The following is a 23711-nucleotide window of genomic DNA, read 5'->3' as shown; positions in this document are numbered from 1 at the left end:
TCCTTTGGAATTTAATAATTACTGATAATAATTTCTTCTAAAATATTGCTTTTTGTTAAACAATGTGAGGTGGTTGTTTTGACGGTTGTGATATTAAAATCTTTAAATAATTCGATTATTTCAGGTGAATTATAATTGGTGTATAACCATTTTACATTACGGTGATGGGCGCTTTTTAACGTTTTATAAAGTCTTATATGGTTGTCAAATGTAAATGCTTTTTGATAAAAAGCTTTATCTTTGATGTCTTTCCGAAAATATGGTGGATCGACAAATATAAAATCATTGCTTTGTGATTGGTTGATTACGCTTTCAAAATCTATATTTAAAATTTTTGAATTGGTGGAATTATTTTTATTTTTTTGTAATTCTTCTAAATCAATAATTGGGCTTTTAAATTTGTTTTTGTAACCAAAACTCATATATATTTTTCCGTTTTTTTGATATCTAAAAATGCCGCGAAAAGCATATTTCAATAATACATAAAAAAATGAATTTTTAACAACGCAGGGATTCATTTTGTTAAAAATATTTAATAAAAGTTTATAGTTTTCTTTTTGTGAATGTTGATTGTTGGTTTTATATAATTGGGTTTCAAAATTAATAACATTATTACAAAATAAAACTGGTTCGTTTAATGCGTTTTGCCAAAGTTGAATTAAATTAATATCATTATCGTTTAAAATGGCTTTTTTTAGGGTTTAAAGTTTGAAATAATATCCCACTTCCTAAAAAGGGTTCGTAATAGGTGTTGTAATTTGAGGGTATTTTGGTTAATAATTGAGGAATCATTTTCTTTTTACACCCTATCCAATTAATTTTCATTTTTTCGTTGCTCCTTTAACCAAATATAAATTAAAAAAACAACATCAGAAACAAGGCTTATTGTTGTGTTGGCTTTGATCCCTAAATTAAAATCAAAAAATAAAATCATAAGGTTTGTAATTATAAAACCGATATATGTAAAAGTTAAAATAATTAAAATATTTTTTGGTTTTAAGTTCATTTACTTACTCCTTAAATTAATTTGTTAAATTACTTATCTTTGATTTGGGTATAAAAAAAGTCCTTTTAGGGACTTGGTTTTGTAAATATTATTTGGATTTATTATCTAAAAAGATAACGTTTTGGATAATTATTTTGGTGGTAGTTCGTGTTTGGCCTTCGAGGGTGGTATATTTTTGGATTGATAGGGTGCCTTCGACATATATTTTTGAACCTTTATGTAGGTATTTGTGGCAGTTTTCGGCCTGAGTTCTAAAAACCACACAAGGGGTGTATTGTACTTTATCCTTGTTGTTGATTGCTAAATTGAAATCTATTTTTGGTATTTGTTCGTTGTTACTATTAATGTATTGTTTTTCTAAGTTATGGGCGATATTGCCGATTAATTGAACTTTGTTTAACATTTTTTTATATTTTCTCCTTATTTTTTTTATTATTTGGGGTTAGTTTTTGAATGGCGTGTTCTTTTAATTTTTCTATTTGTTTTAAAGTTAAATTTAATTTTGTAGCTATTTCTTGATTTGTATATGTTGGTTGATGTGTGTCGTTAATGTTTTTTGTAGTAACGCCAAAACTCAAACAAATAACGTTGAATTCATTTTTACTTAGTTTGGTTTTTAATTTTTTTATTAATAATTCGTGTTTTACTTGTTTTAACCATAATTGATGCGGATTGGGGATTTTGTCGTAAATTGTTTGTTGTGAGTGTTGGTTTTCGTTAAAACTGATATTTCTTGGTTTGGTGGTTTTTTGGGGGATTGAAGGGGAATGGCTTTTTCTTATTAATTCGCGGATTTCCGATTTGATGGTGGGAGTAGCGTAGGCGATAAAAGTCGTAACCTAAGTCATGGTAATTATTTAGGGCTTTGATTAAACCTAAAATCCCTTCCTGGTATAAATCCTCTTTAGTCAAAACTCGCGGATAGAAATTAAATTTGTTTGATAATTTTTTTGCTAACGGATAATGAAGTTCAATTAATTGATTGCGGGCCTCTAAATTCTTTTTATTTTTTAAAAAATCTTTAAATAATTTTTGTCTTAACATTTTAATCCTTTCTAAAAACGTTTTTAGAAAAGATATGAAATTATTTTTTAGTCTTTAAAACAAAAAAAGACTAACTTAATAGTTAGTCTTAAAGATTTTTTAAAAAATAAAAAGTGTCTAAAGTTTTGGAACAGTGCAGAGGGATAAATAGGGAAAACCGTATGCTTGGAAACTTGCTCGCACGGTTTGGACGGGGGCTAATTGTATAAATAAAACAGCAAAGACAAATCGCTGAATAAAACGCAATTAATCTATCGCTATTAACATAATAATTACAAATAAATATTTTTTTAACTTTAACATTACAAAAAAAATGAAAATGATTTTATTTAAAGAAAAAAAGTAAAATAAATTTTATCACTAATTGAAATTGTAATTACTTTATTTACAACATATAAAATATAATAAAAAAAATAAAAGTAGCCCAAAGGCTACTTGTTTGTTGGCTTAAGAAAGATATAGTTAAAAAACAAAATCAGAAAATAATATGGTGGCTCCGGGCAGAATCGAACTGCCGACACGAGGCTCTTCAGGCCACTGCTCTACCGACTGAGCTACAGAGCCTGAATTATATTGGCGGTCCGGACGGGACTTGAACCCGCGATCTCCTGCGTGACAGGCAAACATGTTAACCACTACACCACCGGACCTTTTTTTTGGTTGCGGGAGAAGGATTTGAACCTACGACCTTCGGATTATGAGCCCGACGAGCTACCAAACTGCTCTATCCCGCGATATATATAAATATAATTTTTTTAATGGCGGAGGAAGAGGGATTCGAACCCCCGCGCCCTTGCGGACCTCTCAGTTTTCAAGACTGACCCCTTCAACCGGACTTGGGTATTCCTCCAAAAAATGGTGGACCCGGTAGGATTCGAACCTACGACCAACCGGTTATGAGCCGGTAGCTCTGCCGACTGAGCTACAGGTCCGTTGGTAGCGGCAGAGGGATTCGAACCCTCGACCCCACGGGTATGAACCGTGTACTCTTGCCAGCTGAGCTACACCGCCATTAATTAACAAAGAAAATGAATATTAATATTTATTTTATATTGGTGGAGCTTAGCGGGATCGAACCGCTGACCTTCTGTGTGCAAGACAGATGCTCTTCCAGCTGAGCTAAAGCCCCTAAAATGGTACCTGGAGTCGGACTTGAACCGACACGGCTATAAACCATGGGATTTTAAGTCCCACGTGTCTACCGATTCCACCATCCAGGCAGTCATTGGTTGTATGGTATCCCGTGAAGGATTCGAACCTTCGACACCTTGATTAAAAGTCAAGTGCTCTACCAGCTGAGCTAACGGGACAATTGGTGCCAAAAACAGGAATCGAACCCGTAACCTACTGATTACAAATCAGTTGCTCTACCGATTGAGCTATTTTGGCAAAAAAACAATAAAAAAAGATGGTAGAGGATGAGGGACTCGAACCCCCGACATTCTGCTTGTAAGGCAGACGCTCTCCCAGCTGAGCTAATCCTCTTTTTTTATTCTTTTTTTTATTAAAGCAAACCTTGGCACTCCCTATCTTCGTTCGTAAAAACTATTGTCAGTACTAAGGACTTAACTGCTGTGTTCGGGATGGAAACAGGTGTTGCCCCTTAGTTTTATGCACCAAGGATCTTTCAAAACTAGATAAACAGGTTAAAAAATCAAAGTCAATGGATCTATTAGTACTAGTCAGCTAAAAAGATCACTCTTCTTACACCCCTAGCCTATCAACCTGATCGTCTTTCAGGGATCTCATAGGGAAATCTCATCTTAAGGGAGGCTTCACACTTAGATGCTTTCAGTGTTTATCCCTTCTATACATAGCTACTCAGCTGTGGCTCTGGCGAACCAACTGAAACACCAGCGGTATATCCATCCCGGTCTTCTCATACTAGGGACAGTTCCTTTCAAATTTCCAACGCCCACGACGGATAGAGACCGAACTGTCTCACGACGTTCTGAACCCAGCTCGCGTTCCACTTTAATGGGCGAACAGCCCAACCCTTGGAACCTTCTTCAGCTCCAGGATGTGATGAGCCGACATCGAGGTGCCAAACCGCTTCGTCGCTGTGAACGCTTGGAAGCGATAAGCCTGTTATCCCCAGGGTAGCTTTTATCCGTTGAGTCACGGCCCTTCCATTCGGTACCGTAAGATCACTAAGTCCGACTTTCGTCCCTGCTCGACTTGTAAGTCTCGCAGTCAAGCTCCCTTATGCCTTTATGCTCTACAAATGATTTCCAACCATTTTGAGGGAACCTTCGAACGCCTCCGTTACTCTTTAGGAGGCGACCGCCCCAGTCAAACTGCCCACCAAACACTGTCCCTTGCAATCCACTTGCACAGGTTAGAAACTAAAAATAGCAAGGGTGGTATCCCAAGGGTGACTCCCAAAAAACTAACGTCTTTTGTTCACAGTCTCCCACCTATCCTGTACATCCTATTTTCAATTTCAATATTAAGTTGCAGTAAAGCTCCATGGGGTCTTTTCGTCCTGTCGCGGGTAACCGGCATTTTCACCGGTAATTTGATTTCACCGAGGCTCTTGTTGAGACAGCGCCCAAATCGTTATGCCTTTCGTGCGGGTCGGAATTTACCCGACAAGGAATTTCGCTACCTTAGGACCGTTATAGTTACGGCCGCCGTTTACTGGGACTTCAATTCAATGCTTCGTTACCTGACATCTCCTTTTAATCTTCCAGCACCGGGCAGGCATCAGCCCCTATACATCACCTTACGGTTTAGCAGAGACCTATGTTTTTGATAAACAGTCGCTTGGGCCTATTCTCTGCGGCTTTTAGTTTTAATAAAAGCTCTCCTTATCCCGAAGTTACGGAGTCATTTTGCCGAGTTCCTTAACAAGAGTTTGCTCGCGCGTCTTAGTATACTCTACCTTCCCACCTGTGTCGGTTTACGGTACGGGTAGTTAATCAATTAACCCTAGAAGCTTTTCTTGAAAGTATGACATCAATCACTTTACTTTTAAACCTCATCTTTGAATGAGAAAACGGATTTACCTATTTTCTCAGACTTAGTTTTTCTACCCTAATCCGATTAAGGGCGTGTTTAGCCTGCTTTGTCCCTCCATCAGTTGATTAACTAGTACAGGAATTTCAGCCTGTTTGCCATCGGCTACGGATTTCTCCCTCACCTTAGGACCCGACTAACCCAGGGAGGACGAACCTGGCCCTGGAAACCTTGGGTTTTTGACGGATAGGATTCTCACCTATCTTTTCGTTACTTACACCGGCATTCTCACTTCTGACCTCTCCACCACTGCTTCCGCTATGGCTTCACTGATGTCAGAACGCTTCCCCTACCATCAAATTAACTCGAAAGTTATTTCAATCCGTAGCTTCGGTATGATGTTTTAGCCCCGGTACATTTTCGGCGCAGAGTCATTCGACTAGTGAGCTATTACGCACTCTTTAAAGGATGGCTGCTTCTAAGCCAACCTCCTAGTTGTTTAAACGTCTTCACTTCCTTTGCCACTTAACATCAATTTTGGGACCTTAGCTGACGGTCTGGGCTCTTTCCCTTTTGACCATGGACCTTATCACCCACAGTCTGACTGCTGATTTTATTTGATAACATTCGGAGTTTGATTGAGTTCGGTACCCCGAGGTGGAGCCCTTACTCATTCAGTGCTCTACCTTCACCAAATAACCAAATCAACGCTAGCCCTAAAGCTATTTCGGGGAGAACCAGCTATCTCTGAGTTCGATTGGAATTTCACCCCTAGCCACAAGTCATCCAAACACTTTTCAACGTGTCCTGGTTCGGTCCTCCATTTAGTTTTACCTAAACTTCAACCTGCTCATGGCTAGCTCACTTCAGTTTCGGGTCTATGACATGCAACTTAACGCCCTATTAAGACTCGCTTTCACTACGGCTCCGTTCCTTCAAACTTAACCTTGCTCCATATCATAACTCGCCGGTTCATTCTGCAAAAGGCAAGCCATTACTCATTAACGAGCTTTGACTAATTGTAGGCACACAGTTTCAGGATCTATTTCACTCCCCTTTCGGGGTTCTTTTCACCTTTCCCTCACGGTACTAGTTCACTATCGGTCACTAAGTAGTATTTAGCCTTAGGAGATGGTCCTCCCATCTTCCAACAAGATTTCTCGTGTCTCGCCGTACTTATTGATACCCTAGGTCTTTGCTTACGTTTACGGGACTGTCACCTTCTTTGGTGCTTCTTTCCAAAAGCTTCTACTTGACAAAAACTTGGTAACTAGAAATGGTATCTGGCTTTTCCGGGTTCGCTCGTCACTACTACCAGAATCGTTATTACTTTCTTTTCCTGCAGTTACTTAGATATTTCAGTTCGCTGCGTTTCCTTCCTTTTTCAAGGATGATGCATCTTCAATGCAACGGGTTGCCCCATTCGGAAATCCACGGATCTCCACTTATTTACAGCTTCCCGTGGCGTATCGCCGTTAATTGCGTCCTTCATCAGCTCTTAGTGCCAAGGCATCCACTGTGCGCCCTTAGTTCCTTTGATTTTTTTAACCTTTATTGTTTATCTACTTTTCAAAGAGCTTTTTTTAAGATATGACCTATTTTGGTGGGCCTAAATGGACTTGAACCACCGACCTCACGCTTATCAGGCGTGTGCTCTAACCAACTGAGCTATAGGCCCGAATCTTAAAAAAATGAAAAACTTTCTTAAGTCTCTCAAAACTGAAGATGATAACTTTAATCCTTAGAAAGGAGGTGATCCATCCCCACCTTCCGGTAGGGATACCTTGTTACGACTTAACCCCAATCATCAACCCTACCTTAGACGGCTCCCTCTTGATTGCTCAAGTTAGGCCACCGGCTTTGGGTATTGCCAACTTTCGTGGTTTGACGGGCGGTGTGTACAAACCCCGAGAACGTATTCACCGCGACATGCTGATTCGCGATTACTAGCGATTCCAACTTCATGAAGTCGAGTTGCAGACTTCAATCCGAACTGAGACTGCTTTTTTGAGATTCGCCAGAAGCTTACGCTTTAGCTACCCTTTGTAACAGCCATTGTATCACGTTTGTAGCCCAGGTCATAAGGGGCATGATGATTTGACGTCGTCCCCACCTTCCTCCAATTTATCACTGGCAGTCTTGCTAAAGTCCCCAACTTAATGATGGCAATTAACAACAAGGGTTGCGCTCGTTGCGGGACTTAACCCAACATCTCACGACACGAGCTGACGACAACCATGCACCACCTGTGCTTCTGATAACCTCCACTGTATTTCTACAACTTTGCAAAAGCATGTCAAGACCTGGTGAGGTTTTTCGGGTACCTTCGAATTAAACAACATGATCCACCGCTTGTGCGGAGTCCCGTCAATTCCTTTAAGTTTCATACTTGCGTACGTACTACTCAGGCGGAGTACTTAATGTGTTAACTTCAACACTGGTTTTACCCAACGTTTAGTACTCATCGTTTAGGGCGTGGACTACCAGGGTATCTAATCCTGTTTGCTCCCCACGCTTTCGTGCCTCAGCGTCAGTTAAGACCCAGCAAGCCGCCTTCGCTCCTGGTGTTCCTCCATATATTTACGCATTTTACCACTACACATGGAATTCCACTTGCCTCTATCCAACTCTAGCTAAACAGTTTTTATAGCATCACAACGTTAAGCATTGCACTTAGACCATAAACTTATTTAACCGCCTACGCACCCTTTACGCCCAATAATTCCGGATAACGCTTGCCCCCTATGTATTACCGCGGCTGCTGGCACATAGTTAGCCGGGGCTTATTCATTAGGTACCGTCATAATGGTTTTTCCACCATTTTTTCTTCCCTAATAAAAGAACTTTACGTACCGAAATACTTCATCGTTCACGCGGCATTGCTCGGTCAGAGTTTCCTCCATTGCCGAAAATTCCTTACTGCTGCCTCCCGTAGGAGTTTGGGCCGTGTCTCAGTCCCAATGTGGCCGTTTGACCTCTCAGCCCGGCTACACATCATCGTCTTGGTAGGCTTTTACCCCACCAACTAACTAATGTGACGCAAGCTCTTCCCTAAGCATACCTATTGCTAGGTCTTTTAAAAACAAGAAGATGCCTTCTTATCTCCTATCCAGTCTTAGCAGTCGTTTCCAACTGTTATTCTCGTCTTAGGGGCAGATTGCTTACGCGTTACTCACCCGTTCGCCACTAAAGTTTAATTGCTTAAACTTCCGTTCGACTTGCATGTATTAGGCATGCCGCCAGCGTTAATCCTGAGCCAGGATCAAACTCTTCGTTTTTTTGCTTTTCAATCAAACTAGTTAATTAAAAAGACTTTTAATTAAAATAAAATAATAATTTAAGCATCATCTTCAGTTTTCAAAGATTAAAAAAATTAAAATAGAAAGAAAATTAGCTTAATAAATATTTTAATTCATAATTTTAATAAATTTTTTTATAGAATTTTTCAAATAACTAAAAATACTATTTTTTAAACTCCTTAAAAAGTGATTAAAAAATTAAAAACAATTCACAAAGCTCTTTTATTATAGCATATAAAAAAAATAATGTCAAATATTTCTTTTTTTATATCAAAAAAATGATTCATTTTTATTTAACGCAAATTGTTTTTTTAAAAACTTAGAAATTTTCGAGCTGCACCCTATTTTTCTACAAAACTTTTAGATTTAAAATTTAAAATATTATTTTAAGTATGTATTTGATGATCTTTTTGATTTCAAAAAAATTAAATTCAAAAAATTCAAAAAATCGTTGACAGTCCATTATTATATATAAACACTATAGTTTATTAAAAACTAAAAATATTGCCCTTTAATAAGATTTTAAAAGGGGTATTTGATTTATTATTATTTTATAAAGAAATACAAATGAATAATGATTATTTTGGTAATAGATTTTTTAATTTTAAAATCTATTTTATTTCAATATTTAAAAATTAAATTATTTTTGAAATTGACTTTGATAAAGTCGATAATAAAGGTTTTTATTAGCTAAAAGTTGTTGATGTGTCCCTTGTTCCACAATAACACCGTGATTTAAAACTAAAATTTTATCAGCATTAACGATAGTGGATAAACGATGAGCAATGATGAAAGCTGTTTTATTTTGTATTAATTCTTTAATGGCTTTTTGCAATAATATTTCGACTCTAGTATCAACATTAGAAGTGGCTTCATCTAAAATTAAAATTTTAGGATTGCTTAAAACAGCGCGGGCAATAGTAATAAGTTGTTTTTCTCCTTGTGATAAATTATCGGATTCCTCGTTAATCACCATTTGATATTCTGAAGGTTTGCTTTTGATAAAATAATTAATTTGAGCTTGTTGACAAGCTTTTAAAATTTGTTCATCAGAAGCGTTTTTATCACCATACTTAATATTATTCCAAATGGTATCTTTGAAAAACCAAGTTTCTTGTAAAACCATCCCAAAAATTTTTCTTAAATTATTTTTTTTTAAATCTCGAATATCAACATCATCAACCTTAATAGAACCTGAATTAACATCATAAAACCTCATTAAAAGGTTGATTAAAGTTGATTTACCAGAACCAGTAGGACCAACAATAGCTATAGTTTGGCCTTCTTGAACAGTAAAATTAATATTTTTTAAAAGCATATCTTTATTGTTGTAACTAAAAAAGACCTTTTCAAAAATAACTTGTCCTTTGGGATTTGTTAAAACTATCGGGTTATTTAATTCAGGAGCTTCTTCGATTTCATTCAAAAAAGTAAAAACTCTTTTCGAAGCAGCACTGGCTGATTGAAAGAGAACTGACATATGTCCCAACTCCATGATAGGGTTTTCTAAACGCCAAATATATTTAACAAAAGTATGAAAAAGACCAATTTGAATAACACCAAACCCTAAATTAAATAAAAATCTAGGAAGAGATGAATCTGTTTTTTGTATTAAATAAAAACCTGTCATACTTACTGCAACAAAAGTTAAATAAGTAAAAAAACTAACAATAGGAGATGATAATCCAGATAAAAAATTAGATTTAAAAACTAATTTTTGCAAATCAGTGTTATGTTTTTGAAATTCTTTAATAGTATTTTGTTGTTGATTATAAAGAGTAATTTCTTTATATCCTGTATATTGTTCTTGCAAAAAGCCATTATAATTACCTGAGCTTTCAAATCTTTGAATAAAAATTTTTTCTGAGCTCTTAAAAACACAATAAGTACTATAAAAAGACAAAGGGATCATTATAAACACTATTAAAGCCAAAAACCAATGTAAATAAAACATAAAAATAACAATCATAAATATTTTTAAAAAAGCATCAATCATAATCGCGAAAGATTGTTGCAAATAGTTAGAAATCACTTCAATATCATGAGTTAAGCGACTCATAATATTTCCTAAAGTATTTCTATCAAAATAACTTATCGGTAAATAATGAATCTTGTTTTGAACATCTTGTCGTAAATTTCTCATTGCTTGATGAATCGATTGAATTAAGAATTTATTAAAAATTAAACGACACAAAACCATAAAACAACAAAGAAATAAATTAAATCCTAAAAAAATAAATATTTCGCGTCTTACATTTGAGTAGTAAGGGTCACTTTCTTGTTGAAACTTATGAAGTTTATCAGTAATATTTTTAGCTTGTAAAAGAGGAATGAGACAACTTAAAATAGATACCACAAAAACTAAAAAAATACTAATTATAATTTTAGTTTTAAAAGGTTTTAAATATCTAAAAATCCGTTTCATAAGGTCACCTCTAAATTTTGTGATTTAGCGATTTCTTGGTAAAGAGGACAACTTTCCATAAGTTGATCATGTGTCCCCGATGCAATTATTTTACCATCATCTAAAACCACAATTTTATCAGCAGTTAAAATTGAAGTTAATCTTTGGGCGACAATCAAAACCAAAGCTTTTTCTTTCATTTGAAAAAAAGCCTTTCTAATTTCATATTCAGTCTTATAATCTAAGGCTGAAAAAGAATCATCAAAAATATAAATATCTGGTTTTTTGATAAAAGCACGCGCCATCGAAAGTCTTTGTTTTTGACCTCCCGATAAATTTGCTCCAAATTCAACAATATTTTCCTGAAATTGGTAATCTTTATTTTTAATGATGTTTTGCGCTTGAGCTAATTGTAAAGCTTCTAAAATTTGTTCTGTTTGAGGGTTATTCTTGCCAAACGATAAATTACTTTTAATTGTTCCTTTAAATAAAACATTTTTTTGAGAAATAAAACTAATTTTGTTTCTTAAAAAATTAAGTTCGTATTCTTTAATATCAATATCATTAATTTTAATAACCCCTTCATTGACGTCATAAAAACGAGGTATTAAACTGATTAAGGTGCTTTTGCCAGAACCAGTGGCACCAATAAAGGCAACAATTTCTCCTTGTTTAACAGTAAAACTTATGTTTTCTAATACAGGTTTAGTGGTGTTAGGATAAAAAAAAGTGACGTTTTCAAAAGATATTTTATGAAAGGGTTGAGACAAACTCAAAGGATTAGTAATGTTTTTAACGACGGGATGCGTAGTTAAAATTTCTTCAATTCTTTTAATAGCAACTAAAGTTTTAGGAAACATTATAAAAAGAAGTAAACACTCTAAAATAGAAAATAAGGCATACAATTGATAATCAATACAAGATAATAATTTACCAATAGTAAAGTCTGGGTAATAAGGATTTTTTTGAATAAGTATATAAGTTCCAACGCCAAAATTAATTAAAACAGTAAAATTAAGAAAAAAATAAAAAATAGGATCAATGGAAACCATCAAATTAAAAAGTTTGATGGAAAAAGAACTATATTTTTTATTCACTTTAGCAAAACGAAAAGTTTCATATTCACTTTGTCTAAAAGCTCTAATCGATTTAATTCCAATTAAATTTTCCCGTGTCATAATGTTTAATTCATCTAACTTTTTTTGTTGTTCTCGGGAAAGACGATAAGATTTTTTAATAATGATGATCAAAACCAAAATTAAAAAAGGGGAAATAAAAAGAATTCCAAAAATCAAAAAAGGAGCGACACAACAAATAGCAATTAAACTAATAATAAGCATAATCGGAGAAACAACAGCTGTCCGGTAAAAAACAGCAATAAAATTCATAATTTGAGAAACATCAGAAGTAGTACGACTCAAAATAGAAGCAATCCCAAATTGTTGTATTTCAGTGGGGGAAAAAGTTTGTATTTTACTAAAAATATCAACACTTATATCACGAAATAAAAGAGAAGAAACTCGGGAAGAACAATAATTAAGAATTAAATTACCAATAAATCCACAAAAAGCCAAAATAATTAAAATAAGAAAAAGACGTGGTGGTTCCAAGTAATTTTTTTTTTTATCAATAATAAATCTACCAATAACAAAAGGGATCCCTAATCCACTACAACAAACAAATAAAACAGCTATTAAATTTAATAAAAGCAAGTTTTTATATTTTATTAAATATTTCCAAATAATTTTCATAAATTTAAAGTTATAATTTCCTTTATTAAATTAATTTTTTAAGTTTTTTGATGTTTTCATTCTATTTTGTATTTTTTTTAAAAAATTTAACCACATAAAAAAGTAGAATCTCCAAAATAAAAAATAATATAATAATAAAAAGACTATTAAATAATAGTCCTTTCATTTGTTTTATTTAGTTTAACACTAGCAAAAACTTTATTTTTTGAAATTATTTTATTGTTTGTTATTATGGTTTTGTTTTAAAGTGATTTTTATTTCTCGTAATAAATCAATTTCTTTGTTTAAACCTTCTAAAATGAGCATCAATTCGCTTTTCGACTTTATTTGTTTTTTATTTTGGAAACGTAAAAAAATAGTTAAAATAGTATAAATAGCAAAAGCAAGAATTATAAATTCTAAAATATTTTGTAAAAAAATACCATAATTCATATAAATGTCTTCTTTAATATGCCATTTGAAATCTTTTAAAGATTTAGTCTTATTAAACAACAAAGAAAAAGGAGGCATAATAATATCGACCGCTAAAGAACTAACTATTTTCGAAAACAATTGTCCTATAATAACTGCAACCGCTAAATTAATGACATTACCACGAGTGATAAAATTTTTAAAACCTTGAGCGAATGTTAAAGATTTTGTAGCTAAACTCTGAGTATTAACCAAAAAAAGCCTCCTTTAAATTGGATAAAATTACTGTCAAATTTTAAACATCAAAAACATAAAGGTTAAATCCAAGTTCTTAGTTTTTTAAAATGTTTTATCATTAATTTTGTTTAAATATCACTTTGTTGCAATTTGTTTAACACATTTTTACCCTTAACAATGAATAAAATAATAAAAATGTCTCAAAAAATGAAAAAACAAAAAAACCAAACAGCAAATGTTTTTTTAAATAAATTGTATTTTGACAATTTTATTATAACATTTTTTTAAGAAAAATCAAATTATTTTGTTATTTATAAAAATAGAAATAAAAAAATACTTAAAACAAGACTTAAAATCATCCTTTAATCAAATTAAAAATAAAAATCTTCATCTTTTAAAGCTTCGCCACGCATTTTTTGATAGCCGTTACCTTTCATAGAAAAATTATCCATAGTTTTAGTTTCAGTGTTAAGTCCATTAAGAATAACGGGATTAATAATTTCTTCTGGAAAGAAAGAGTCAAAACCTAAATTCATTAAAGCTTTGTTAGCGTTATAACGGACAAATTTTTGAACGTCTTCTTCTAAATAATTTAATTTATTATAAATTTCTTTAACTAATAAAAGTTGTTCTTTGTACAATGTATGCATTACATCATCTAGCCATTTTTTTAATTTTTTTTTAATTTGAACATCAAAAACGCGATATAATTCTATAGCTAAACGACCAATATAAATACCATGAACACTTTCATCGCGAATAATTAAATTAATGATTTCACCTGATTGCATTAAGCGACCTTGACCATAAAAATATAAAGGATAATAAAAACCACTGTAAAAAAGCCATGTTTCTAAAAAAACCGATATTGCCATTGCTTTCCATTGTTTTTTTTGATATGTTAATTCATTAAATTCAGGTGATTGGTATTTTTTAAGATAAATATTACATTCTAAATCTTCATATACTGGGAAAATAATTTGCATGATATTTTGTAAATTAACTTGTTGTTCGCCCCATAAAAAAAGTTGATTAATGTCTTTATTGCTTAAATAACTCATAAAAATATTAGAATAACTTTTGGCGTGAACCGCGTTTTCCATTGCTCCCATAAAATTAAGAGTGGCTTTTTTTTGATGTTGATTTTCATCTATGGAGCGCGTAATCACAGGAATTCCTAAATCACCCTGATAAGTATCTAAAAAAGTTAATACTAAAAGATTACGAGAGTATGTAGTTTTTTCTTCAGCAGACAAATTATTCCAAGAAGCAAGATCTCCTTGCAAACTAATATCTTCAGGACGCCAAAATTGACTTAAGTTTTGTTCATAAAAAAAATGAGTGTATCCGTCTTCTAAATGATTCCAATTAGCGCCTTGATAAATTTTTTCAGACTTTTTTCCCATGACACATCCATCCCCCTTTAATGTTTGAAAATATTGCCATTTATCAAAATATATTAACCAATATAATTATTATTATAATATAAAAAATATTTTTTTGTTTTCCTAAAAAAAATTCCAAATAATAAAAGATGGTATAACTTTTTAACAAACAAAAAATAACCTTTATTATAAAAATGATTAGGTTACTTATTTCGAAAAACTTTAAAAAATTATTTAATATAAAAAAAACTCTAGTCAATTTAAAAATATTTTATTTTAAAGGCTTTCCATCAATATTAAAATAAATTATTTTAATAAATTGGTTTTCAGAATTGCGTTGAATATCAAAGGTTTCTGTGTGTGTCCAATTAATGGTTGCATCTGAATTAAAATGTCTTTCTTTAATTCGAAAGCCTTGTGAATTAAAAGCACGTTCAAAAGTATCGGGATGCAACCAATTAACTGTACCATCAAAATTAAACATTTTTTTAGAAGATATTCTACCATTAAATTCATCATAAATGGCATCATAACTATTTTGATGTTCCCAATCAATTTTTTTCTCAGCTGTAAAATGTCTTGATTGTAATAAGTTTCTATTAGCATCATAAATTGTATCTAAAGTTTTGTTATTTTGCCAATTAACTGTGCCATCATTATTAAAATATCTTACAGTTAACGGATAGTTATTGTTGTCGTAAGTTATATTAAAAGTAAGCTCATCATTCCACTTAATTTCATCATTTTGATTAAAAAATCTAGAAGATAATATATTTTGGTTGTTGTTATAAACAGATTTTTGTCTATTCAAAAAAAGAAAACGTTTTTTAAGAGATTCAAAATCAACTATTTTACCAATTTCTTGATTATTTTCATCATAAAACTTCAAATTAAGATTTTGAAAAGGTTCATAAACAAAAATATTTTGTTTTAACGATAAATTACTTTTACTTTTTGTAAAAGTAAATCTTTTTTTGTTATCAAAAGAGTTGGCAGTTACTGGATAATTAATTAATTTTACAGGAATTTTTTGTATTTTCTTGTATACAAAAAACACTGACATAAAAAAAATTATTATTACAACCACTATATAAATAAATTTTTTCAATGTCAAAAGGCCTATTTTCTAAATATAAATATTCGTAATTTTTAACATTACAATTATATTTTATTACTTTTATCCATAAACTAAACTTAAAAATTAAAATAAAGGCACCGGACCAAAAATGGCAACCTCCCAAAAACAAAAAAATAAAGATGGTAATTATATATTATTAAAAAATATAATCAAAAATAAATTTTTCAAAATCAACCAAATCAATAACAAGCCAGTTTGTTAAAAATTCTTTCAAACAATCTTTTTATCAACCTTAAGACACTCACAACTAGCGTCTTTTTCTTTCCAAAAAACCAAAAAAACCTCAAGACTCTATTAAATAAAGTCTTTTTTTTGCCCTTAATTCAAAATCCAAAATTGTGAAACAATTTTACCAACTCAAACCAACTTATTGAGAATGGTTTTGTTCATTCTAATCAAATTTTAATATTTAATCCAAATATAAAACCAAAAAAAGGAGTTAAAAAAACGCTAACAAGAATATATGTCACAAAAAACGGAAAAAAATATTATTATTTTGATAATAATAAAATCAAAATAATTTTTTTAAATAAAAAAGTAGTTTGGAAAACAAAACCGAAAAAAGGAAAAAAATATGAATAAATCATGAATTAACATTAATTTTATCAATTTTTACAATTAATAAAGAAAACGATTTTAAACAATTAAAAAAAATAGAATCAAATTAATTAATGACTGTATTTTCCTAAATCAAAATAATATTCTAATCTTTTAATCGATTAAACAACTTGTCAAAGTTAACAAAAACTTTATTTGAAATTATCAAACTCAAAAATCCAAAAACTAGCATCAATTTCGAAATATTAGAAAAATTAAATTCACAAGCAATTTCTGAAAATCAATTTAACACAGCTTTCCAAAATACCTTATTAACTAAAATGAAACTAAATTTTTTAACAAGTTTCAAAAATAACGTTAATAAAATTGATATTTTTAACTCAAATGAATTTGATTTTCAAAAATTAAATTCACAATTATTTGATTTTCAAAATCAACTTATAACTTCAGAAATTTCATTTGGGAACAAATTCAAAAAATATTTTGAACAAAATAACACAATTGAAAAAGAACGGGCGCCAAAAGATGACTAATTATCGTGTTGGGCGAGAAAGATGCCTAACTTACTAGGGATTTAACCACTCCCCACACACAAGATAATATGTGACATCACGATCTCAGTTTTCGGAACGAAAGAACCAAAAATTATAGCAGAGATCGAAAGCGGATTGAAGGGAAGCTATTACCTAAGATGATCCCGCAAGATGATATTCCTACGGATAAGTTCTGAAATGAACCTAAGAGAATAAAGAAATGCAATTCTTTAGCTCAGAGATAATAGCAAAATACTCTGGAATTAGATATTTGGATATTATGATAATCGATATCTAAAATTATCAATTAAAAAGCTAATTATTCACCTGGCTTAACGGTATTTACCTAAACTAAGGTCATCTCACCTAAAGTAATTGGTAGTAAATTAGAGTAACTTCTATCTCCCTAAAAATCACTAGGTAATAGTTAAAATATCATTAAGTTGGTAGATTCAAGGGAAAAGCAGAACCGTAGTAGTCGTAAAAAGTTCAAAGTTAATTTTGGAATAAATTAATGCACTGACCTACCTGGGCGAAGGTTAACGACCTTTACAAGGCGAAAATAGCTAGTAATTTCTTTCACATCAAACACAATAGAAGGGAAAGCAGGTTATCCCAACAAAACAGACTCACAAAGAGGAGAAAGATCTAGAGAGAATGTAAAGCAAACTTAGAAACGAGAAATACAATAGATTAAACTGTTATCTGGGGGATGAAACAGAGTGATTCCATTAACCCTAAACCCTGAAGATTTCAATAACAGACTGATGAAAATCAGCGAAGATTATGGAAAGCCGTGTGCTTGGAAACTTGCTCGCACGGTTTAACAAGGTTGATTGTAAATAAAACGGCAAAAACAAATCGCTGAATAAAACGCAATTAATCTATCCGTATTATGTTAACAACTTAAGTATGACTTTATTTGCTAAAAACCAGCAGCTTTTAATTCTTCTGATGTAAATCCAACAGCTTTTAATTCTTGCAACGTATAACCAGCATCTTTAAATTCTTTCATCTCTTCAATTGAAAAATCAGCTTCTTTTAATTCTTGTAACGTATAACCAGCTGCTTTTAAAGAATATACATAGTAACGTTTTTTTAATTCACGAAGAAGAAATCCAGCTGATTTTAATTCTTGTAATGTATAATTAGCTTTTATGATATCGTCCAATTTTAAACCTTCATCCTTTAAATCTTTAGCTGTATAACCAGCTGCTTTTAATTCTTGCAACGTATAACCAGCTGCTTTTAAAGAATATACATAGTAATGTTTTTTTAATTCACGAAGAAGAAATCCAGCTGATTTTAATTCTTGTAATGTATAATTAGCTTTTATAATATCGTCCAATTTTAAACCTTCATCCTTTAAATCTTTAGCTGTATAACCAGCAGCTTTTAATTCTTGAGTTGTATAACTAGCACTGATCATATCTTTGATTGTATAACCAGCTTCTTTTAATTCTTTTGTTGTAAAACCACCGATTTTTAGTTCTTGAGTTTTACAACCTGCATCTTTTAATTCTTTAGCTGTATAACCCACCCCTCTTAAATCTCGGATGTCATAACCAACAGTTTTCATATCTTTGATTTCATAACCAGCTTCTTTTAATTCTACTAACGTAAAATCTACCTTTTTTAATTCTTGGATGGTAAATCCGGCTTCTGTTAATTCTTTAGCTGTATAACCAGCAGCTTTTAATTCTTCTGATGTAAATCCAACAGCTTTTAATTCTTGCAACGTATAACCAACATCTTTAAATTCTTTCATCTTTTCAAGTGAAAAATAAGCTTCTTTTAATTCTTGCAACGTATAACCAGCTTCTTTTAAAGAATATACATAGTAACGATTTTTTAATTCACAAAGAAGAAATCCAGCTGATTTTAATTCTTGTAATGTATAATTAGCTTTTATAATATCGTCCAATTTTAAACCTTCATCCTTTAAATCTTTAGCTGTATAACCAGCAGCTTTTAATTCTTGAGTTGTATAACTAGCGCTGATCATATCTTTGATTGTATAACCAGCTTCTTTTAATTCTACTAACGTAAAACCTACCTTTTTTAATTCTTGGATGGTAAATTCGGCTTTTAATTCTTGAGTTGTATAACTAGCACTGATCATATCTTTGATTGTATAACCAGCTTCTTTTAATTCTTTTGTTGTAAAACCACCGATTTTTAGTTCTTGAGTTTTACAACCTGCATCTTTTAATTCTTTAGCTGTATAACCCACCCCTCTTAAATCTCGGATGTCATAACCAACAGTTTTCATATCTTTGATTTCATAACCAGCTTCTTTTAATTCTACTAACGTAAAATCTACCTTTTTTAATTCTTGGATGGTAAATCCGGCTTCTTTTAATTCTTTAGCTGTACAATTATCAGTTTTTAATTGTTTAGTTTTATAACCAGCAACTTCGAAATCTTGCCATGTAAAACCAGCATTAACCATATCTTTTAATGTTGCTCCTAAGTTTTTAAAATCTTGGATACTACATTCTTTATGTTTATGCCATTGAATAGTACCATCAGCTTTTACATTTTTTACTAGTTTATGTTTAACAAAATAATAATATTCTTTATCACCGTTGTCATGTATACACTCATAAGGTGTTAATTTAAAAGTCAAAATTTCATTTTTTAATTTTTGATTTTCTTTATATATTTCTTTTGTTTGGTTTTCTACATTTATTAATTGAAGTTCAATTCTTTTTTTGGTTTGTAAGTGAAATTTATAAGTAACACTGCAAATTAAACAAAAACTAACAATAAAGAAACAGCAATAAATTAAAAAAGAGATAATACGAGAGTTCTTACCAAAAGTTTTAATATTAATAATTACTTTTCGACCTCTTCTTCGCAATAAAGTATAAATTCAAAAAATAGTTTTTACGGATGTTTTTAAAACAATAATATTTTATATTTTGAATCATATTGAATCATAAATTCTCTTTATTATTATATCACAAACCAATAAAATATTAAAGTAATTCTTGCTTTAAAAAATGATAAAATAATCAAAACAAAAAAAGCATTAAACATTATATTACAAAAAACACACTTTATGGAATTAAAAATATTTTACCAGCTTTACCATTCAAAAAGTTTAAAAAAATATAGTCGCTGCACCCTGTAAATAAAAAAATAATATATAATTAATCTTCAAAAGATTATCATTTTTTTACTTAAATATTAACTATAATAAAATATTACTTTAATAGAATAAAAATTATTTTTTTTTATGAAAAATAATTTTAAGTGGGGTCCCCTCTAAAGAAAGGTTTTGGCGAAATTGGTTTTTTAAAAACCTTTCATAAGAAAAATGTACATATTTAGTATCGTTGACAAAACAAAGAAATTCTGGAGCCTTACTTTTAATTTGGAAAATATATTGAAATTTAGCTTTTCCTTGGTTAAAAAAAGTAGGAGGGGTTATAAGGGTTGCTTCTTGTAAAATATCGTTTAAAAGGTGAGTACTAAAAATACTTTGATAATTATGAAAAACTCTTTTTAAAGTTGCAAATATTGATTGAATACGGTTGTTTTTTAAAGCTGATAAAAAAATAATAGGAGCATATGACAAAAAATTAAACTCTTGACGAATATTATCTTCAAATTCTTTTATGGTGTTAGTTTCTTTGGGGATTAAATCCCATTTGTTAATAATAATAATACATGCCTTGTGGTGTTCTAAAATAAGACCAGCAATATTTTTGTCTTGTTCTAAAATTCCTACTTGAGCATCTAAAATTAAACAAGCAATATCACAATTAGCTAAAGCTTGTAAAGCCCTTAAAACACTATATTTATCTTCTTGTTCATATATTTTGCCTCTTTTTTTAATTCCCGCAGTGTCAATAATTTGATATTTTTGTTCTTGGTTTTCGAAAAAAGTATCAACAGCATCAGTAGTAGTTCCTGAAATATCAGAAACTACCATCCTTTGAGAAATTAACAAAGAATTAGTAAGAGTAGATTTACCAACATTAGGACGACCAATAATACAAAATTTAATAATATTGTTTGTTGGAGTTGTAAGCGATGAATTAGACAAAGGATTTGATGTTTCTTTTAAAAATTGATTTTTGTTGTCGTTCATAAACCCAACAGAAGCACGATATTGAAAAATAATTTGATCTAAAAGATCGCCGACACCAATCCCATGTAAAGCACTTATAGGAAAGGGAGTATCAAAACCTAAAGCATAAAATTCATAAGTATTTGATAATAAATCATGATTATCAATTTTATTAACAGCTAAAAGGACTTTTTTTTTAGTTTGATATAAAATTTTTGCTAAATAACTATCACTTTGAGTTAAACCAGTTTGTCCATCAACAACAAAAATAATCACATCAGCTTCATCCAAAGCTAATTGAGCTTGTTGTTTGATTTGTTCTAAAAAAGGTATTGCTTTTAATTCAATCCCACCAGTATCAATTACATCAAAAGTTTGAGTTAACCAATGAGTTTGTGCATAAATGCGGTCACGTGTAATTCCTGCCTTGTGATGAGTAATTGCTTGTCTTTTGCCAATAATACGATTAAAAAGGCTTGATTTGCCCACATTAGGACGCCCTAAAATAGCTACTTTAAAAGACATTTTTGCCTTCTTTTTTGAATTAAAGAGTTGATTTTATCAACTACTTCATCAATTGATAATGCAGTAGTATCTAACAATATAGCATCAGAAGCTCTTAATAAAGGAGATAATAAACGATGATAATCTTGATAATCACGTTTTTTTAATTGTTCAATGATATCGTGTATTTCTATCTTTATACCTTCTTTTTTTAACTCTTCTTGTTTTCTTAGGGCTCTTTCAGTAATATTGGCTGTTAAAAAAATTTTTAAATCTGCATCAGGAATCACAACAGTTCCTATATCTCTACCATCCATAATTAAATAAGGTAATTGTTTGCAAATTTCTTTTTGTAAGATTAATAATTTATTCCTTACTGCAGGCAAAGTAGCAATTAAAGAGACATCTTTTTCGACAATATAATTTTTTATTTTTAAAGAAACATCTTCTTGATTCAAAAAAATTTTATTATTCAAATAAGTAATCTCAATTTTTGTCAAAGCTTGATTCAAAATATGCTCATTTTGTAACTTAATTTTATTTTCTAATAAATATAAAGTTAAAGCGCGAAACATCGCTCCAGTATCAATGTGATTCCAATTTAGTTCTTGTGATAGTTTTTGACAAACAGTACTTTTGCCGGCACCAGCGGGTCCATCAATTGCTAATTTAAAACTTTGCATATAAAATAATTAACTCCTTAAAAAATCATTTTTGGATTTCATTAGTTAAAGTTTTTAATTTTTTGACTTCATGAATCTTTAAAAGACGATAATCACCAGTTTTTAACCCTTCAATAGTTAGAAAAGCATAGCTATAACGTTTTAATTTTAAAACTTGATATTCTAAATTTTTCATCATTTTTCTTATTTGACGGTTTTTTCCTTCAGTGATAATGATTTTTAGCCAAGTAGAAGGCTTTGGCAAATAACGTTGTTTTAAAATATGAATTTCTTTAGGAATAGATAAATAATTTTTATTAATAAGAACTCCTTTACGAATAAAAGCAAGGTCTTTGTTAGTTAAAAAAACATTTATCTTGACATGATATTCTTTAGGCACAACAAAAAAAGGATGAGTTAATTTTTGAGTCATATCGCCATCATTAGTAATCAAAAGTAATCCTGTAGTATTAAAATCCAAACGACCTACAGGATATAATCTTTGAATTTTTGCCTCTTTTATTAAATCCAAAACAGTTGGTCTTTTTTTGTTATCTTTAGCTGTAGAAAGACAACCTTGGGGTTTGTTCAGCAAATAATAAAATAAAGGGGTCTTTTTAATTAAAACATCATCTAAAGTAATAACATCAGAAGGTATAACTTTAATTCCTAATTGGCAAACAATTTGGTTATTTACTTTAACTCTTTTTTGCAAAATTAAGGCTTCTGCTTTTCTTCTAGAAACTAAATTAGCAGCAGCAAGAAATTTTTGTAATCTTTCCATAAAAAAATATTGAAAACTTTCTTTTGTAATTTTGACAAAAAAAATTAAATTAGTTATTTCAAAAAAAATAAAAAAACTGTTTATCATTCATATACTAATTTAAAAAAAATATCGCGGATAGTATTTATTTTTTTCTAAAACATCATAATAAGCAATAAAATTCTTATGACTATCTTGCACAATAAAAGGTTTTTGTGTGATGCATTGTCTTTGATCTAAATAAATCCCATTTTTAACTAATTTAATTAAATAATCATTTAAAATAATTTTATCACAATCAAAAAACACAGAATAATCAAAAATTAAATCATTTAAAGTTAAGTTATCAACTGTTTTTGCCTTTTGTAACGAATAAGAACCAATAGCAAGTCGTTCCAAAGATAAAAGAGCGCCATAAGTATTCATTTGAGAAGCTATATCTTGAGCTAAACTGCGAACATAAGTCCCTTTAGAAACCCGTGTTAAAAAAGAAATTTGATCATTTTTTAGTAAAGATTTTGCTTCTAAATGATAAATCATAACTTCTTTCGGAGGGATGGGTATAATTTGATTTTTGCGAGCTAAATAATACATTTTTTGACCATTTACTTTAATGGCAGAAAATATTGGTGGAGTTTGCAAATAACTTTTTTGATGAAAAACAGCAAAACTTTTTTGAATTAATTGTTCATCTAAAACAGTCTTTTTGGTATTCATTAATTTACCGGTAACATCTAAAGTGTCATATTTTTGATTAAAAACAAAAGTGCCTTGGTAAGTTTTGCACAAATGGTTAAACAAAAAAGCTAGCTTTGTTGCTTTACCCACACAAACAATTAAAAGACCAGAAGCTAAAGGATCTAGTGTTCCTGTATGGCCAACTTTATCAAAGTGAAATTTTTTTTTAATTTGCCAAACTATATCATGTGAAGTCATCTGTGGTTTTTTATCAACCAAAAAGAAACCATTTATTTTATTTG

At 30.7% G+C, this 23711-nt stretch carries 15 protein-coding genes, 12 tRNA genes, 3 rRNA genes and 1 pseudogene; 1 reads left to right on the top strand and 30 read right to left on the bottom strand.

What is annotated here, in order from left to right:
• Positions 1–11: 11 nt before the first annotated feature.
• From PSOL_RS00290 to PSOL_RS00170, 25 genes and pseudogenes are all read right to left on the bottom strand, one after another.
• Positions 12–659: a DNA adenine methylase gene (locus tag PSOL_RS00290; protein WP_349402206.1), complete on the bottom strand. Its 648-nt coding sequence runs from the start codon at positions 657–659 to the stop codon at positions 12–14.
• Positions 660–672: 13 nt separating this feature from the next.
• Entirely contained in the window at positions 673–825 is a 153-nt protein-coding gene (locus PSOL_RS00285; RefSeq protein WP_349401982.1) for a DNA adenine methylase, read from the bottom strand.
• The gene (locus PSOL_RS00280; protein ID WP_349401981.1) at positions 815–1006 is read right to left on the bottom strand and encodes a hypothetical protein; all 192 of its coding nucleotides are present in this window, start codon (positions 1004–1006) and stop codon (positions 815–817) included. Before PSOL_RS00280 ends, PSOL_RS00285 begins: the two co-directional genes overlap by 11 nt.
• An 88-nt stretch (positions 1007–1094) precedes the next feature.
• On the bottom strand, positions 1095–1409 hold the full coding sequence (locus tag PSOL_RS00275) for a single-stranded DNA-binding protein (protein ID WP_349401980.1): 315 nt from the start codon (positions 1407–1409) through the stop codon (positions 1095–1097).
• 4 nt (positions 1410–1413) lie between these two features.
• Positions 1414–2050: pseudogene (locus PSOL_RS00270) on the bottom strand (sigma-70 family RNA polymerase sigma factor).
• Between the two features lie 488 nt (positions 2051–2538).
• A tRNA-Phe gene (locus tag PSOL_RS00265) sits at positions 2539–2614 on the bottom strand.
• A gap of 10 nt (positions 2615–2624) precedes the next feature.
• Positions 2625–2700 (bottom strand) — tRNA-Asp (locus PSOL_RS00260).
• A gap of 7 nt (positions 2701–2707) precedes the next feature.
• Positions 2708–2784, bottom strand: a tRNA-Met gene (locus PSOL_RS00255).
• Between the two features lie 25 nt (positions 2785–2809).
• Positions 2810–2900, bottom strand: a tRNA-Ser gene (locus PSOL_RS00250).
• Between the two features lie 6 nt (positions 2901–2906).
• Positions 2907–2982: transfer RNA gene (locus PSOL_RS00245), tRNA-Ile, on the bottom strand.
• Positions 2983–2984: 2 nt separating this feature from the next.
• Positions 2985–3061 (bottom strand) — tRNA-Met (locus tag PSOL_RS00240).
• A 42-nt stretch (positions 3062–3103) separates the two neighbouring features.
• Positions 3104–3179 (bottom strand) — tRNA-Ala (locus PSOL_RS00235).
• Between the two features lie 5 nt (positions 3180–3184).
• Positions 3185–3270 (bottom strand) — tRNA-Leu (locus PSOL_RS00230).
• 14 nt (positions 3271–3284) lie between these two features.
• Positions 3285–3360, bottom strand: a tRNA-Lys gene (locus tag PSOL_RS00225).
• Between the two features lie 3 nt (positions 3361–3363).
• A tRNA-Thr gene (locus PSOL_RS00220) sits at positions 3364–3439 on the bottom strand.
• A gap of 20 nt (positions 3440–3459) precedes the next feature.
• Positions 3460–3535, bottom strand: a tRNA-Val gene (locus PSOL_RS00215).
• A gap of 29 nt (positions 3536–3564) precedes the next feature.
• Positions 3565–3671: ribosomal RNA gene (rrf, locus tag PSOL_RS00210) — 5S ribosomal RNA — on the bottom strand.
• 30 nt (positions 3672–3701) lie between these two features.
• A 23S ribosomal RNA gene (locus PSOL_RS00205) occupies positions 3702–6548 on the bottom strand.
• Between the two features lie 61 nt (positions 6549–6609).
• Positions 6610–6686, bottom strand: a tRNA-Ile gene (locus tag PSOL_RS00200).
• 67 nt (positions 6687–6753) lie between these two features.
• Positions 6754–8286, bottom strand: a 16S ribosomal RNA gene (locus PSOL_RS00195).
• The 16S, 23S and 5S rRNA genes sit together here with 12 tRNA genes alongside, the layout of an rRNA operon.
• 661 nt (positions 8287–8947) lie before the next feature.
• On the bottom strand, positions 8948–10732 hold the full coding sequence (locus PSOL_RS00190; RefSeq protein WP_349401979.1) for an ABC transporter ATP-binding protein: 1785 nt from the start codon (positions 10730–10732) through the stop codon (positions 8948–8950).
• Entirely contained in the window at positions 10729–12462 is a 1734-nt protein-coding gene (locus PSOL_RS00185; protein ID WP_349401978.1) for an ABC transporter ATP-binding protein, read from the bottom strand. The genes PSOL_RS00190 and PSOL_RS00185 overlap by 4 nt, the downstream gene beginning before the upstream one ends.
• 216 nt (positions 12463–12678) lie before the next feature.
• Positions 12679–13128, bottom strand: a complete 450-nt coding sequence (mscL, locus tag PSOL_RS00180) for a large conductance mechanosensitive channel protein MscL (RefSeq protein ID WP_349401977.1) — start codon at positions 13126–13128, stop codon at positions 12679–12681.
• Positions 13129–13481: 353 nt separating this feature from the next.
• Positions 13482–14516, bottom strand: a complete 1035-nt coding sequence (gene nrdF / locus PSOL_RS00175) for a class 1b ribonucleoside-diphosphate reductase subunit beta (RefSeq protein WP_349401976.1) — start codon at positions 14514–14516, stop codon at positions 13482–13484.
• A 250-nt stretch (positions 14517–14766) separates the two neighbouring features.
• Positions 14767–15558 carry a hypothetical protein gene (locus tag PSOL_RS00170; RefSeq protein WP_349401975.1) on the bottom strand — a complete coding sequence of 264 codons (792 nt, stop codon included), beginning with the start codon at positions 15556–15558 and terminating at the stop codon, positions 14767–14769.
• Between the two features lie 803 nt (positions 15559–16361).
• Between PSOL_RS00170 and PSOL_RS00165 the strand changes: the two genes are divergently transcribed.
• Positions 16362–16724, top strand: coding sequence for a hypothetical protein (locus PSOL_RS00165; RefSeq protein ID WP_349401974.1), 363 nt, complete (start codon positions 16362–16364; stop codon positions 16722–16724).
• 925 nt (positions 16725–17649) lie between these two features.
• On the opposite strand, the gene PSOL_RS00160 is transcribed toward PSOL_RS00165, so the two are convergent.
• The 5 genes from PSOL_RS00160 to truB all read right to left on the bottom strand — a co-directional run bounded on the left by PSOL_RS00160 (position 17650) and on the right by truB (position 23703).
• A complete protein-coding gene (locus PSOL_RS00160; RefSeq protein ID WP_349401973.1) occupies positions 17650–19587 on the bottom strand; it encodes a hypothetical protein in 1938 nt (645 codons plus the stop codon).
• Between the two features lie 366 nt (positions 19588–19953).
• Positions 19954–21327, bottom strand: a complete 1374-nt coding sequence (gene der / locus PSOL_RS00155; RefSeq protein WP_349401972.1) for a ribosome biogenesis GTPase Der — start codon at positions 21325–21327, stop codon at positions 19954–19956.
• Positions 21312–21989, bottom strand: coding sequence for a (d)CMP kinase (cmk, locus tag PSOL_RS00150; RefSeq protein WP_349401971.1), 678 nt, complete (start codon positions 21987–21989; stop codon positions 21312–21314). The genes der and cmk overlap by 16 nt, the downstream gene beginning before the upstream one ends.
• A 25-nt stretch (positions 21990–22014) precedes the next feature.
• Complete coding sequence (locus PSOL_RS00145) at positions 22015–22752, bottom strand: pseudouridine synthase (protein ID WP_349401970.1); 738 nt, start codon at positions 22750–22752, stop codon at positions 22015–22017.
• A 99-nt stretch (positions 22753–22851) separates the two neighbouring features.
• Positions 22852–23703: a tRNA pseudouridine(55) synthase TruB gene (truB, locus tag PSOL_RS00140; protein WP_349402228.1), complete on the bottom strand. Its 852-nt coding sequence runs from the start codon at positions 23701–23703 to the stop codon at positions 22852–22854.
• Positions 23704–23711 lie beyond the last annotated feature (8 nt).

The sequence above is a fragment of the Candidatus Phytoplasma solani genome (genome assembly GCF_040126175.1).
Taxonomy (GTDB): Bacteria; Bacillota_I; Bacilli_A; order Acholeplasmatales; family Acholeplasmataceae; genus Phytoplasma; species Phytoplasma solani_A.
Note: the sequence above shows the minus strand (reverse complement) of the source record. Positions and strands in the feature narration are given on the sequence as shown.